At 39.8% G+C, this 15,092-nt stretch carries 12 protein-coding genes and 2 pseudogenes; 3 read left to right on the top strand and 11 right to left on the bottom strand.

Features of this window, described 5'->3' with window-relative positions:
* Positions 1-10 precede the first annotated feature (10 nt).
* The 5 genes from ACIY14_RS01645 to ACIY14_RS01665 form a co-directional block, all read right to left on the bottom strand.
* A complete protein-coding gene (locus tag ACIY14_RS01645; RefSeq protein ID WP_000566541.1) occupies positions 11-391 on the bottom strand; it encodes a hypothetical protein in 381 nt (126 codons plus the stop codon).
* Positions 384-833, bottom strand: coding sequence for a hypothetical protein (locus ACIY14_RS01650; RefSeq protein WP_000645881.1), 450 nt, complete (start codon positions 831-833; stop codon positions 384-386). The genes ACIY14_RS01645 and ACIY14_RS01650 overlap by 8 nt, the downstream gene beginning before the upstream one ends.
* Complete coding sequence (dcm, locus tag ACIY14_RS01655; RefSeq protein WP_409001277.1) at positions 817-2,175, bottom strand: DNA (cytosine-5-)-methyltransferase; 1,359 nt, start codon at positions 2,173-2,175, stop codon at positions 817-819. The genes ACIY14_RS01650 and dcm overlap by 17 nt, the downstream gene beginning before the upstream one ends.
* Before the next feature lie 98 nt (positions 2,176-2,273).
* On the bottom strand, positions 2,274-3,053 hold the full coding sequence (locus tag ACIY14_RS01660; RefSeq protein WP_000822769.1) for a replication initiator protein A: 780 nt from the start codon (positions 3,051-3,053) through the stop codon (positions 2,274-2,276).
* Complete coding sequence (locus tag ACIY14_RS01665; RefSeq protein WP_000159603.1) at positions 3,050-3,223, bottom strand: hypothetical protein; 174 nt, start codon at positions 3,221-3,223, stop codon at positions 3,050-3,052. The genes ACIY14_RS01660 and ACIY14_RS01665 overlap by 4 nt, the downstream gene beginning before the upstream one ends.
* Before the next feature lie 469 nt (positions 3,224-3,692).
* Between ACIY14_RS01665 and mazE the strand changes: the two genes are divergently transcribed.
* Positions 3,693-3,908 (top strand): type II toxin-antitoxin system PemI/MazE family antitoxin, encoded by a 216-nt coding sequence (gene mazE / locus ACIY14_RS01670; protein WP_084932522.1) that lies wholly within the window; start codon positions 3,693-3,695, stop codon positions 3,906-3,908.
* Positions 3,892-4,248, top strand: a complete 357-nt coding sequence (locus tag ACIY14_RS01675; protein WP_125399490.1) for a type II toxin-antitoxin system PemK/MazF family toxin — start codon at positions 3,892-3,894, stop codon at positions 4,246-4,248. The genes mazE and ACIY14_RS01675 overlap by 17 nt, the downstream gene beginning before the upstream one ends.
* Before the next feature lie 33 nt (positions 4,249-4,281).
* On the opposite strand, the pseudogene ACIY14_RS01680 reads toward ACIY14_RS01675, so the two are convergent.
* From ACIY14_RS01680 to ACIY14_RS01700, 5 genes and pseudogenes are all read right to left on the bottom strand, one after another.
* Positions 4,282-5,460, bottom strand: a pseudogene (locus ACIY14_RS01680) (hypothetical protein).
* A gap of 17 nt (positions 5,461-5,477) precedes the next feature.
* Positions 5,478-9,131, bottom strand: coding sequence for a helicase-exonuclease AddAB subunit AddA (gene addA / locus ACIY14_RS01685; protein ID WP_409001278.1), 3,654 nt, complete (start codon positions 9,129-9,131; stop codon positions 5,478-5,480).
* Complete coding sequence (rexB, locus tag ACIY14_RS01690; protein ID WP_409001279.1) at positions 9,128-12,403, bottom strand: ATP-dependent nuclease subunit B; 3,276 nt, start codon at positions 12,401-12,403, stop codon at positions 9,128-9,130. Before rexB ends, addA begins: the two co-directional genes overlap by 4 nt.
* Before the next feature lie 129 nt (positions 12,404-12,532).
* On the bottom strand, positions 12,533-13,204 hold the full coding sequence (locus tag ACIY14_RS01695; protein WP_409001280.1) for a lysostaphin resistance A-like protein: 672 nt from the start codon (positions 13,202-13,204) through the stop codon (positions 12,533-12,535).
* Between the two features lie 95 nt (positions 13,205-13,299).
* Positions 13,300-13,479, bottom strand: a pseudogene (locus ACIY14_RS01700) (hypothetical protein).
* A 276-nt stretch (positions 13,480-13,755) separates the two neighbouring features.
* Here ACIY14_RS01700 and ACIY14_RS01705 point away from each other — a divergent pair.
* On the top strand, positions 13,756-14,565 hold the full coding sequence (locus tag ACIY14_RS01705) for a Cof-type HAD-IIB family hydrolase (protein WP_409001281.1): 810 nt from the start codon (positions 13,756-13,758) through the stop codon (positions 14,563-14,565).
* A gap of 50 nt (positions 14,566-14,615) precedes the next feature.
* On the opposite strand, the gene ACIY14_RS01710 is transcribed toward ACIY14_RS01705, so the two are convergent.
* Positions 14,616-15,092, bottom strand: a 477-nt coding sequence (locus ACIY14_RS01710; protein WP_409001073.1) for an IS3 family transposase, incomplete at its 5' end; no start/stop codon positions are given.

Genomic DNA, 15,092 nt, shown 5'->3' on the forward strand with positions numbered 1-15,092 from the left:
TGATTCTCCTTTAGTTAGATAAATAATGTGTTTGTGCCATGTAAATCAATTGTTTCGTATCTCTTGGCAATAAAGCTCTAGCCTCCTCCAGATTCAGATTTGGATAAACTCGCTTATTTGAAACCGCAAGAGGAAGTCTGATGGTTAGTTCAGGATTTTTTAATATCATTTCGATGAAATCTGTTAATTTTAGGTTATCTCGATTCTTAAAACGTAATAAATTTGGAGATAAAAACTCGAAACAATCTGAAGAATAGCTCATCATCTCAATTAATTTGTCCTTTGTCATTTCAGAAACTGAATGACAAGATACATCGATGCCATAGTTTTGGAAGAAGTCTAAAAGAAGTTGATTTCTTTGGCTATTTTTACTTAGATAGAGATCAATCATGGGAGACCTCCCAAAGATTCGGTTCCATTTGATATTCTGAGACGATTAAGGAATCTAATAAATTTGCGAAGTTAATCGGTTTCTTGTCTTCATCAAAAGCTTTTACAGTTACTTGGGTTGTAAGTATTCCCTCTTTTCCCTCAGCTCTATAGCCTTGTCCATATAAAACAAAAACAAGATTCTGATGATCATCTACAAAGGCATCAGCTCCGTTCTTTATATCCTGACTTTCAAGGAATTCCATAATGTTTTGAAGATAGGATTCGTAAAATAGGGGGTAGTTGTGTTTTTTATGGTAATCATCTAAAAATGTCACCTCAAACTCACATGGATAATTGGGCATCAAAAATATTTGTTCATCCAGCTGTTTGATTTCTGCGTCATGTAATTCTGTTTCTAATTCATCACAATCTAGTATTGATTCTTTATTTAATGCTTTCATCTTTTTCCTCTACTTCTTTTAATTTCTTTGCGATTGCGGCAATCACAGGAACGGTTACACTATTACCAGCTTGTTTATAGAGCTGACTATTACTAGAGACTTTTCTAGCAGCTTCAAAAGCCCAATCAGGAAAGCCCTGCAATCGAAAACACTCTTTAGGAGTGATTCGTCGTATTCTCAAACGGTAAAATTGTCCATCTATTAAAACACCAGCTACTTGGTAAACTTGTTTATCTTCTCCTTCATAGCTAGCCACTACTACTCCCATTTGCCCACTAGTTGTTAACGTATTAGCTATACCTTTTCCAACTCTACCACGACGATGCTGAGAACTTGGTCTTTCTAAATTGATTGAATCCCCAATCTCTGCTTGAGCATATCCTTTTTTCGTTGCCTCTCGGACTTTTAGAAATTGGATTGGTTCTGGAATCAGTATTTTGGGGATTTTATCTCCTCCTTGCATCGTAGTCAGTGTTGGAGATAAGCCCTCACTTCCATAGACTCTACCAGTTTCCTTAAAGCTAGTTGGTAAATCTCCAACAACGACAATACCATGGCGATCCTGAGTATTTAAAGTAAACATTGGCTCTTGATTATCCTTGAAACGTCTACCATTTTGTCTCTTGTCTAATCTGTCTGGTGTCATACAAGGAATCGCAATTTTAAATCCTTCTCCTTTTCCACGAACTAAGGTTGGCGCAAGACCTTCTGAATAATAGACTTTACCACTCATTCCACTTTTTGATGGATTCAAATTCCCTAATATTTTTAAAGTCTCAGGGTTAGTTGCTTGACCTTCTCGTCTGAAAGGAAATAAGAGTCTGGTACCTCTCTTTCTAGAATGTCCGATAATAAACACCCTCTCTCTGTTTTGGGGAACGCCAAAATCCTTACTGTTAAGCATCTGCCACTCAACATCAAACCCCAATTCATCAAGCGTGGTAAGGATTGTGGTGAACGTCCGTCCCTTATCGTGATTGAGTAGGCCTTTAACATTTTCAAGAAAAAGAAAACGTGGTTGGATTTGTTTGGCCGCTCGAGCAATTTCAAAGAATAAAGTTCCTCTAGTATCTTCAAATCCCAATCGTCTTCCTGCGATTGAAAATGCTTGACAAGGGAATCCTCCACAGATGACATCGACTTTCCCTCTAAGTTTTTTAAATTCGTCATCTGAAATATCTCGTATGTCATGAAATTCAATTTCTCCTTCCGTTTGAAAAATGGACTTATAAGATTCTCTAGCAAATTTATCAATCTCACAAAATCCAATACACTCGTGTCCGACACTTTCCATTCCTAGTCGAAAGCCACCGATACCTGAAAATAAATCAATAAATCTCATTTCTTTATCACCCCTTTCTTATCGACTATCATTGTCAGAACTGTCACTCCACTTGAAATGACAATGAGCATAACTAATATCCACTCGATTGGCGACATTTAACCACCTCCTTTTCTAACACGGTTGTTCCAAACGGAATACAAGCCATTAAACACAAATTCAGCAAGTACTTCCGCTCGTCTAACAAAGCGAACATTGTCAAGAGCATACTGATAGATTCTCTCAAAATCAGTCATAGCAATTTCACTGGCTGTTTCAGAAAACCCCTCTCGTCTAAATTGATCTTGCACCAATCCCCAAATATAATCTCGATCATATTTTGTGACCTTTTCTACTTTTCTTTTCAAGATAGGTTGAGTATCCCTCTCCTCCTCATCCTCAATAAATAAAGAATCAGTCTCACTATATTTAGTCTCACTAACTTCAGTCTCACTAGGGGCTGAATGTGAGACGGGGGCCGTTTCATTTTCACCCTGCCCTAGTCTTTTTTTAACACTAGGCCTGTTTGAATTAGCTACTGGGGTAGAAGATAATTCCCCTAAATAAATCTTATTAGCTAGTCTTCCTTTCTCACTTGAAGACTGTTGAACTTCATCAATTAAGTCATATTCTTTAAGAGTTTTTTTGATGGACAGTAATTTTGACTTCGAACAACCTAATAGCTTCATCAGTTTAGAATTAGAAAATACTAAATAGACCGCTCCCTCTTCATCTATCCAACCACGACTGAGAGATAATTCTAAACGATCTTTTAAAATAGAATAAGCCACCTTTACTTCTAGTTTCATATCCATATATTTCTCATCCTCAAAAAGAATTTTAGGTAATTTGTAATACCGTTCTGAAGTTTGGTATTGATTTGCGGTAATTCGTTTCATAGCGTTCCTCCAAGTTCTTTGAGTATTAAATCTCCACTTGATTCGAAGCGAACCAAGCCACTTTTTTCTAATTCAGCCATAAGAGATATGGCCTCAACAATATCAATTCCCATTTCACGTACTAAAAATGAAATGACAATATAGCGTGATGATTGTAATTCTTTTGTCATTTTTCCTCCAGAAAATAAAAAAACGGAAAGATTGTGAAATTCCTTTCCGTAACATAATAAATATTTGAACACCAAACTCAACACCAAAAAAATGTTTTTATTGATGATTATTGCTCAATCAAGCACATATAACTATGTGAATAATTAAAATCTAAACCAATAAAAACCCTTGAATTTCAAGGGTTTTAAGTATTTATTCTACTTCACAATGTTTTATTATTTTAAATCTTCTAGACCAACCATTGAATTGTAGCCATAAATTTCCCTTTCCGACTAAAAAAACGTAGTAAAAACGTTTTCTCTCTTACCATCTATTCTATCATAAATTAGGAACTTTTGCACAGGCTTTGGCCACAACAAATGATAAATAGTAATCGTGCGAAATATCCTTGATACCAGTAAGGATTGACTTGACTTTTTTTGCTAATAGGTATATACTTGGTGTATACAATTTTGTGGAGGTAGAGCGATGAATACAGTAAAGACTCGGAAGGTGGGGAATTCTCTCACTGTGACTATTCCTAAAAATTTGGGTATGACAGAAGGTCAAGAAATGGTCGTCTACAAAGGGATTGACGGAGTCATTGTCTTAGCTCCAAAACTAAAAGATCCTTTTGATGGGATTACTGATTTAAGAATGACAAATGATTTTGAAGGGGTAAGGTTACTTGATAGCGAAATCTGATTATATTCCTGAAAAGCAGGATATCATTTGGCTGGACTTTGATCCATCAGTTGGTCGAGAAATTCAGAAAAGACGACCTGCCTTGGTTGTTTCTAGGAGAGAATATGCCTTGCAAACTGGTTTTGTGGCTGTCTGTCCCATCACTCATGGCCAACAACGTTTGGCAGAAAAAGGTTTGCTCGTTCCTGTCTCGTCGGACAAGGTAGATGGCGCTGTCAATCCATTTCAACTCTATACCTTTGATTTTCGGATGCGTAATGCTCAAAAAATAACAAGAATGGACACGCAGTGTTTTCAGAAAGTCGTCCAACTTTACCAATACATTTTTGAAGATACATAAATCCTACCATGCATAGACAAGGTAGGATTTTTTCTATATGAGTAACCTATTTAAGAACGGGTGAAGGCAATTTGTCAAAATCCCTCTAATCCAGCTTTCTTGTGCTGATGATAGATGCTCTGCCTGAAGGCATTCTTTTAGAAAATCGCGGACTTGTTCTGGTGCAATCTCAAATTCAAAGGCTTTCATCTTGTAGAAAAAGTCGATGAGATGCTCAGATAAGTAATCATCTGAAAAGGGTACTTCTCTACTTTTTCGATATTCTAATAAGAGTCGAGAAAATCTGGCTTTTTCATCAGGCAAACCACGAAAATAAGAATTGAGAAGCCAAGTCTGCTTCTGCTTTCGTTCAATAGGATCTTGATTTGCAATACGCTGATTCTTTTCCAGCTCCTTTTGATTTTATTTAGCCTTGATAGCCCGTTCGTCTCTATTTTTACCAAAGAGGATTTTCTCCCATTTTCGTTCTTCTTGGGTCAAGGTTTCTGTAAAGCCAAAGTAATCTTGATAGGCGCGTTCTGCAGGTCCCATGGCAAGAATAAGATTGTCAGCGTATTGCTTGGCAATTTTATCTCTTTTCTTGCGTTCTTTCTCCGCTTGAATCCGTAAATGCTGCTCGTAGTCAATTTTCTCCTTACCTAGTTTGACAAGGTAGAGTTGGTCATCGGTCTTACCAAGTAGAAAAGGTTTGATACACTTTTCAAGGACTTCTTCCAGACGCGCCTTCTTTTTGGGGTCTGCCTTGGTCCAACTTCCACCTTGAAAGACTTCTAGGAAAAGCTGGTAATCTTTCTCAGGTGCAAATTGATTGCCACGATTGGCTTTGAAAACACCTTTTTCCCAAAACCATTTTAGAAGTCGTTCGTCAAAATCGACTTTATTGACCTTGATTTTTTCCTTTTTCTGAGCTTTTCTAGTTAGGTTTTCAACTTTTCTGAGTAGTTTTTCTTCCTCTTCTAACTGCTGGTCAAGGCTTAATCGATGAAAATGGCAAACACAGTCACTGCCGATAGGAAAGAGACGTTGTCCTGTGACATTGTTAAAGAGTTCGTAACCGTATTTAATCGCATTTCCGCAGATACAATTGCTACGACCAATACCATTAAAAATCAAGGAAACTTCATTCCATTCCTTGGTAGCTTGATCCCAAGTATTTGCTTGCGAAGCTTGTAAAACTGCGTCATGCAGGGATTTTCTAACTGGAATTGGCATGAGGTCTCCTTTCTAGATTATACTTTTACAACTTGAACCTCGTCTTTACCGAGTAAAATCAAGTATTTTTCAATTTTTTCAATCAAATAAGCTCGTGACAAGGCCTCACCATATAAGGCTAACTGACCACGATAGCGGTCTATAAGTTGACTTGGTTCATCATAACGGTCTGTTTTGTAGTCGAAAAGAACGATACGATCTTTATAAAGAAGATAGCCATCCAAGATTCCACGAACAACAAAGTCTTCCTGACTCTTTTGGTCGCGTTTGAGCATGGAGAAAGGTTGCTCGCGATAAAGATGGCTGGCATTAGCAATAATCTCCTGACCAAGTGGTGTGTCAAAGAATGCTAGAATTTTAGAAAGATTGATCTTGTCTCTAACAGCTGGACTAGTTTGAACTTGTTTGAGTGTTTCTGTCAGGCTAGCAAGTGTTGGTTGCTGACTAAGGTCAATTCTCTGCATCAGTTCGTGGGTTGCACTACCAATCTCAGCTCCTGTCACCCTTTCTTTAGTTGAAAAATCTGGTAAATCAAAGCTGATTTGCTTCTCAGTTGATTGAGTTTGGTTAGTAATTTCTACCCCTTCCATATCCATAACAGGTTCGTAGAATTTCTTGATTTGGCTTGGGGTTTGAACACTAGGAAGCTCAATGGCTGCGCGGTGAAGAGTATTATAAACTTCCACCTCTTTCAGCATTTCAAGGGCTTCTTTAATCGTTTCAGACTGACGGTTACTTGCCTGGGAACTATCTTGTAGTGGGCTCTTGTTTTCCAATACACCAATAGCTTCTCTGGTCAGCTGGTCTTCACCAACAAAACGATAGCTAAAGTTGAGATTTTCCTTAGCAAATACTTTACTGATAGCCCAGATCCAATCTTGGAAATTCTTGGCTTGCAGTCTGGTATTGCTATCTAGTTTTCCGTTATTTGCTGCCGGGTATTCCTTTGCTTCCAGCTTTTCACGAGAACCCTTACCGACAAGATATAGCTTTTTCTCAGCTCTCGTCATGGCAACATACAGCAGACGCATTTGCTCTGAATAGCTAGCCAATTGCAGTTCTTTCTCATTCTGCGTATAAGTGAGGCTGGGAATGGAGAGTTTAATAGTTTTAGGATAGTGAGCTTCTACTGCTCCTGTTTTCACCTTGGCAATGTATTTGACACCAAGCCCATTCTGCCGACTGAGAATGACGTCTGACATTGAGTCTTGCCTATTGAAGTCCTGATCCATGTTGAGGATAAAGACATAAGGAAACTCCAGCCCTTTACTCTTGTGGATGGTCATGAGTTCCACGGCATCTTTAGGCGGTGCTACTGCCACACTTGCGAGATCATGCTGGGCTTCTAGGACTTGGTCAATCATACGTATAAAACGAGACAAGCCCTTGAAATTACTCTTTTCAAACTGGTCAGCTCTCAAAGCTAAGGCATAGAGATTAGCTTGTCTAGCAGGACCATTAGGCAAGGCTCCAACATAATCATAGTAAAAACGATCGTTGTATATCTTCCAAATCAAGTCATAGAGAGAGTGGGTTTTGGCATATAAGCGCCAAGAATCTAAAATATCCATGAATTGGTTTAGTTTTTCTGCTAAAGCTGTGTGAATTAACTCTTTCCTCTCAGTTGCTTGTTTTTGAGTATTGACCAGTTTCTCATAAAGGTTCTCTTGGACTTTATCAGCTGCTTTCTGAAGAGACAAACGTGACAATTCGTCCTCATCAAAGCTAAACATTGGAGACTTCATAAGCGCAACCAAGGCATAGTCTTGTAGGGGATTGTGGATGACACGAAGAGTATCCAGCATGACTTGTACTTCTAGGGATTGGAGATAATTGTTCTGCTCGCCGTCGGTTTTAACAGGAATCCCGTACTCAGACAGGGCGAGGAGAATTTGGTCATTTCGACTGCGACTGGAGGTCAAAAGTGCGATTTCTTTAAAAGCAACACCTTTTTCCTGATGAAGTTTCAAGATTTCCTTGATGACTAGGCGCATTTCTCCTGTGAGTTTTGTTTCTGTTTGACTCTCTTCCTCCTCTTGTCCGCTGTCGTCCTTATCGTAGAGGAGAAATTCTGCCTTATTTTCTGGATTGGGAGTTAGTTTGCTATTAGCAAAAACAAGCTGGTGCATGCTATCATAGTTGATTTCGCCGACCTCTTGGTCCATAAGGCGTCCAAAAATATCATTGGTTGCTGACAGCACTTCTGAACTACTTCGGAAATTTTCCTTTAGGAGGATCAGCTTGCCCTCTTTTGGATTTTGCGCATAGCGTTGGAATTTTTCATTGAAAATCTGTGGATCTGCTTGGCGAAAACGGTAGATGGACTGCTTGATATCTCCTACCATAAAGCGATTATGACCATTCGACAGCAATTCCAGCATTCGTTCTTGAATATGGTTGGTATCCTGATACTCATCGACCATGACTTCGTGGAATCGTTCCTGATAAGCCTCGCGGACTTGTGGGAAATTTTCTAAAATTTCAATGGTATAATGGCTGATATCAGCGAATTCAAAGGCGTTTTCCTGGCGTTTACGTTCACGATAAGCCTCCACAAAATCACTCATAAAGTTTTGGAAGGTTTTAGCTAGATCCCATGTGCCTTCATGATAACGTTCTTGATAGTCGAGAATTGTTATCTGGTCTGCTAGTTGTCCAAGTTTAGCAAACTGGGCCTTTCTCTCGTCGTTATAGGCATCAGCCAGTGGCTTCAAATTGGCTTTACGACTAGAATTAGCTAGAGCTCTACCATTTTTTTCTTTCGAGATGGCGACAACACGCGCAAGCACTGCTTGATAAGCCTGACTATCGGATTCTTGATTTAAGGAGCCAATTTCATCCAGAACCTGTTGAACAGCTTCTAAATAGGCAGCTTTTGGAAACTCCTTTGCATCGTTATCCCGATGATAACGGAGGAAACTTTCCAAATCCCAGAGCGCCTGTTTGATTTGCTCGGTTTGTTTGTCTTTCTCATTTGCAAAGTCAGCTTCTTCAAACCCTTTGAGGAAAGAGTTACTCAACCATTTTTGTGGACTGCTGGTGGATTGAAGAAAGTCATAGATTTTGTAGACTTGCTGGCGCAGACCTCGTTCATCCTTGCCTCTCCCAGCAAAATTCTTCACCAAACGACTAAATTTCTCTTTATTTTCGTCTTGATAATGCTCTTCAAACACCTGATGAAAAACTTCGTTTTTTAAGATTAACTGTTCACTTTCATTTTGTAGAATACGGAAATTTGGTGCAATATCAATCAGATAGCCATGTTTGCCAAGAAATTTTTGTGTGAAGGAGTCCATGGTTCCGATTGCCGCGTTTGGCAGATCCGCCAACTGTCGTCCCAAGTGTTGTTTGAGATCAACATCATCGGTTTCTTGGATTTGCTGGCTGATTTTCTTCTCCAAGCGTTCTTTAAGTTCAGTCGCAGCCTTGACGGTAAAGGTTGATATAAAGAGTTGACTGATTTCCACACCGCGCGCCAATTGGTCCAGAATGCGCTCTGCCATGACAAAGGTTTTCCCAGAACCAGCAGACGCTGAGACTAGGATATTTTGCCCTGCCGTATAAATGGCTTCGATTTGCTCGGCTGTTTTCTTCTGTTCCTTGCTCGAACTCGCTTCTGCTACTTGCAGTTTTTGAATCTCTTCCTCTCTTAAAAAGGAAATAGGCTTCATTGATTCAACTCCTCTCTCATTTTTTCAAACCAAGCTTGCTTGAGTTTTTCTCCAACCAGACGCTTGCCGTCAGCCAAGTCCAACTTTTCTAGGAAACGGGCTTGACCCAAATGGTAATTGGCTTCAAATCCTGTAATGGCTTGATGTTGCTGGACATATGGGGCAATACTTTTGCCGTTTTCGGTATAGGGATTAATGGCAAACTGGCCTTGTAAAATCTTTTCAGCAGCCTTCTTGTAAAGATGGGCATTGTAGTCCAATAAGAGCTGGAACTCCTCGTCTGTCAGCTGATTGGTCTTGTTTTTGTTATATAATTCGCCCAAATGACTACTTTCTTTTTCTAAAAAGAGTCCCTGGTATTTCATTGACTTGCTGGCTTCTACTACTGCTCCTGCAAGATTTTTAACTGCTAATAAGGATTGGACAGGTTCAGCCATCTCCAAATACATGGCGCCGAAAAAGTTCTGCTCTCCTTCTCCCTTAAGGGCAGCAAGATAGGTTGGTAGTTGGGAATTAAGCCCATTAAAGAAATTTGGAAACTGGAACTGAGTCAAACTAGACTTGTAGTCCACTACTCCTAGTGCTCCATCAGCTTTCAAGCGGTCAATTCGATCCACCTTGCCTCGCACAAAGACACTGCGACCATTATCCAATTGAATAAAGGCCTGGTCTTTCCCGCCAAATGTTGCTTCCTCTTGGATGGTTTCGATGGCTGGATTATGGCGAAGGATGTGACCAGTGGTCCGCGCGACATCGAGCAGAATTTCCTTGGTAAACTGGGCTTCTAAACTTTCTTGATAAATGGCTTCAAATTCGCGTTCTTGACTGGTTTCTTGAATAGCTTGCTCCAGACGTTGGTCAAAGGAATCTTCATCAGGCAGTTTCAAGGCACGTTCAAAAATACGGTGCAAGAAATTCCCGTGACTGCGAGCATCTGGACGCAGGCGCAATTCTTCCTGCAAACCAAGTACATAACGGAGGAAATAACTGTATTCATTGCGGTAAAACTCCGTCAAACCAGAGGTAGACAGGTAAAACTCCTTGTCAGCTGGATAGAGAGCCTGCAAGGTATCCTTTGCTAATGGCTTGCTGCTTGGACTGGTTGGGAGGGCGGGATTCGCAAGGCCTTTTTGGTCAAGTTTTTTGCCCATGACACGTGCCAAGACTGTGACAAAGGTCACATCTTGTTCACTTTCACTAGAATCAGCTTGCTGATGATAGGCAACGAGACTAGACAAGAGACTGTGATAAGAACCTATATCTTCTTTACTAAGATTTTTATGGTTCATCCTCTTTTCTCTTCGACTAAATCCAAAACTCACCAGTTCATGAAGATAGGCAGATTCCTTGCTTTCGTTTTCATTGAGAAGACTGGGTGCTGATAAAATCAACTGCTTACGAGCAGCATTGACTAAAGAAAGCATGGTATAGCGATTTTTCTTGAGGTTTTCACTGCTTGCAATCAGTAATTGCGCTCCCTCTTCTGTCGCTTGGTTTAGGCTTTGTCTTTCTTCGTCTGTCAAAAGGCTGGTATTTTGCGCGATTTTCGGTAAATGATCCTGAGTCAGCCCAATAGCGTAGACAAAGTCAGCTGTCAGCGGTGCAATCAAATCGTAACTCTGCACCAGAACAGTGTCCACTGTCGCTGGAATAGTGCGATACTGAGATAAAGTCATCCCTGAGTGGAGCAAGGCTAGAAAGTCCTCCAGAACAACTTGTGAACCTTCAAAAACAGTCGCAAATTGTTCTAAAACATGACAAAAGGCTTTCCAAACTTCAGCTTGTCTTTCCTGTTCTAGAGCTTCCATAGTAGCTGTCAAACATTGCATCTGCTTGCTTAAGGCAGCGTTTTTTAGAAAAGCATTCCACTTTTTCAAGAGATTTTCAGTCTTTTGCTTACGACTGGCAAATAAGGTTTCAAGAGGAGCCAAAACACGTAATCGAATGGCATTCAAACGCTCCAAATCAAATTTTCCATGATGGGATTTTGTGAAGGCCTGCTGAAAAGCTGGCAAGCCATTGATACCAAGATAGCGGAGGTACTGCTCAAAAGAATCAATATCCGCTTGGCTAAGGTCAGTATACAAACCAGTTCTGAGGAGATTAATCAAATCTTCTTGACGAAAACGGTAGCGTTTCAATCGTAAAATAGACTCGACATACTGTGTCAAAGGATGATGGGCCATGGATTCGCTTCTACCAAGATAGAAAGGAATCTGGTACTGGTCAAAAATAGTTTTCAGTGATAACTGATAAGAAGCTACATCTCCCAAGAGAATACGAAAATGCTTGTAACTCAGGTCTGGATTGGCATGTAATTTCTGACGGATGCTACGCGCTACCAACTCCAACTCTTCCTTTTGCGTCAAACAAGACCAGATTTGCAGATTTTCACAGTCCTTCTCATCGACCTCCAAAGTAAGCTCTGAAAAGTCATAAGAAGACTCCAGCAATCGAGAGGCCTTGTCAAAACTATCGATCTTCTCATGAGTCTGAGAACGATCCTGAGCAGGTGTTTGGTATTTTGCCCCCAAATGATGAAGAAATTCCACACTAGCTTGATAGAGATTCCCTTCAGCGAAAGGACTGGTATAGGATTTCTTACTAGCATAAGCACCAATGACAATCTCAACACCTTTACGGTGGAGCAGATCCACCACATGTTCTTCCTCAGCAGAAAAACGGGTAAATCCGTCAATGACTAAGGAAATCTGACTAAAATCACTACTTACCTTATCATTCTCAATAGCCTCAATCAAATGGGACAACTGACTTCCCTGAGCCAACTGACCCTGATTGAGATAGCCAGTCACTTTCTCAAAAATCAAGAGTAAATCTTCTCGCTTGTCCTCATCCGTCAAACTTTCCAAGTCTAAAAAGTTCATCTGAGCAGTCGTTATCTCATGATAAAGTTCAATCAACTGCTGGATAAATTGAGGGTCTTGTTTAATAGCTCCAAAAACTCGTAACCCTTTGGGATCAAGTTCAGCAAGACATTTATAAAAAGCCATCCCAAGACCAATATCATCAAGACTGGTCTTGACAGGCAAGTCATTTAAAACCAGATAACGAGCCATTTGAGCAAAACGCGTGACGGTAATAGCAAAAGAAGCCTGCTGAGACAAGCATTCCAGCACGGCACGTTCTTTTTCAAATGAAAAAGAGTTGGGGGCGATGTAGAAAACTCGCTTGCCTGCAGCAACCAGCTCTTCCGCCTCTCTGGTCAAGATTTCTGTCAAAGAAGTCCGAATATCAGTATAAAGTAATTTCATCTCTGCCTCGTTGGAATTTTTCATTACCCTATATTATACCATGATTAGCCGCCCAAGTCTGTAAATAATCAGTTCTTGTTCATCTGTTGAAAAGAGAATGCCGGAAAGTTCCGACATTATTTTAGTAAGTTAACTTCCTGAAAATAGGAGTAACCACACGTCCCAGAAGGCAGTGATATTAATGAGAATATGAACTAGTATTGGATAGTAGAGATTTTTAGTCATGCGATACAATAGAGCTAAAATAAGACCTCCACTAGCATAAATGAAAAAGGCAAGAGAAGTTAAAGCAAAATTGATATGAATATAACCAAAAATAATAGCAGAAAGCAAAACATCTCCGTACCAAGGTGAGTTTCTGAAAAAGGTTGTCATAAGCACACCTCGATAAATCAATTCCTCAGCAATAGGGGCGATGAAGCAAACGATGAGCAAGAAATAAGGGAACTCCTGTCTCCCCACCATTTCTAACGTTTCATTCAAAGAAATCTGATTTGAAGACAGGGATATGAAATACGAAAAGAGGAAGTCAGACATATATAAAATGACGTAGCCCAGTAAAAGGTAGATGAAGTACCTCAGCTGCCACTTGAAATGAAAAATTTTCTTTCCTGTAAAAACTAGTAGATAGATGACCGCTAAGAAAAGAACTCCGCTCTCCATCAAAAGCAGAATCTGAAAAAATTCACGACTTGCTGGTAGATAAGGCTTGATGAGGTGATTGAAAATCCCCCAAAACCACGTTGATTTGTAAAAAATTAAGGACAATGCTAGTAAAATTTGAATAGCCCGTTTTTTCATATTAAATTCTCTGCTTTCTCCACCTGCTTCTTCATATTACTAATAAATTTTACTTAAAATCTCGCAGCACTTCCTTTGCAAAGATGATTGCCTCCTCAAATATATCCTAAATCATAAGTGCCTCTGGGACAAAATCCATGAACCGGCATAGTTAATACCGGCTATATTTGCCAAGAATAATAACCATTAGGCTCTTTACCATACGGATCTGCTCCACCTTGTATCAGCTCTAATTCTTCATTTGTTAGATTTATATTTTTTGTCATTAAAATCATGATATATTTCCTCCATTATTCTTCAGATTAGTTGAGTAATCTGCTACTCATACCTACTTACAAAAAACTATTATATTTTAAGTTAGTTTTTTATGTTTGTCTAGTTGCAACGTTGACAAGTTTAGTATAGCATATCTTTGCCAAATATCCTCTTCAAATCTTGAATTGTCATCGAAACGTCCTAAACTGCAAAATCAATTAGCTCCTGTCCCTTTGACCATCATCTTCTCCAAAATATGCTATAATAAAAGCAAAACACCTAGAAAAGGAAGTCTTATGATTAAACTACTAGCCTTGGATATGGACGGAACCCTCCTTAATGAAGCCAAGGAAATCCCACAAGCCCACATCACTGCCATTCATCAGGCCATTGAAAAAGGTGTCAAACTGGTTCTCTGTACAGGTCGCCCGCTTTTCGGTGTTCTTCCTTATTACAAAAAACTGGATCTTGATCTCCAGAATGAGTATGTCATTGTCAATAACGGTTGCTCAACCCACCAGACCAGTGACTGGAGTCTAGTTGATTGGCAAGAACTCAGTCCAGCTGACATTGAATACCTCTATGACTTAGCAGAAAAAAGCGACGTCCAGTTGACCCTTTTTGATGAGGAACATTATTTTGTCCTCGGTGGTAAGCCTAATGAAATTGTTCAAAATGATGCTAAACTAGTCTTTTCAGACCTGACTGAAATTTCCCTTGAGGAAGCGACTAGTGGCAAGTATCGCATGTTCCAAGGCATGTTTTTAGGCACTAAAGAACAAACAGACGATTTTGAAGAGCGCTTTGCTGAGGAGCTCTGCCAACGATTTAGCGGTGTTCGTTCGCAGCCTGTCATTTATGAAGCCATGCCACTTGGAACTACCAAGGCTACTGCTCTTTCTCGACTAGCAGCGATTTTGAAGATTGAGCCCTCAGAGATTATGGCCATGGGTGATGCTAATAACGATATCGAAATGCTCCAGTTTGCAGGCCTTGGTATTGCTATGGGAAATGCTAGTGAGCATGTCAAGTCCCTTGCCAATGATGTTACAGCCAGCAACGAAGAAGACGGCGTCGCGCGTGCCATTGAGAAGTATATTTTATAGAGAAAAAACCCAGTTAAATTGTACTGACCCCAAAAAGTTAGACAAATAATTTAAGTGAAGGATTTAGTTCTGTATTGCACAGGACTAAGTCCTTTTAGTTTTATCTTAATTCGTTTATTGTTGTAGTAATCAATATAGTCTACAATAGCTTGTTCCAATTGGTTAAGCGACTGAAACGTCTTCTCATAACCATAAAACATCTCCGATTTCAGAATGCCAAAGAAGGACTCCATCATGCCGTTATCTGGGCTGTTGCCCTTGCGTGACATGGATGCTTGAATTCCCTTGCTCTCTAGGAACCGATGATAAGAATCGTGTTGGTATTGCCAGCCCTGGTCGCTGTGTAAAATGGTATTTTCATAGTGTTTCTCTGTAAATGCCTGTTCCAACATCGTTTTTACTTGCTCTAAGTTGGGCGAAGTAGAAAGATGATAAGCAATAATTTCACTGTTAAAGCCATCTAAAACAGGCGATAAATAGAGTTTCTGTGTGCTATTTGGAATGGCAAATTCTGTCACATCCGTATA

Source organism: Streptococcus sp. ST16 (genome assembly GCF_046098135.1).
In the GTDB taxonomy this organism is placed as follows: domain Bacteria; phylum Bacillota; class Bacilli; order Lactobacillales; family Streptococcaceae; genus Streptococcus.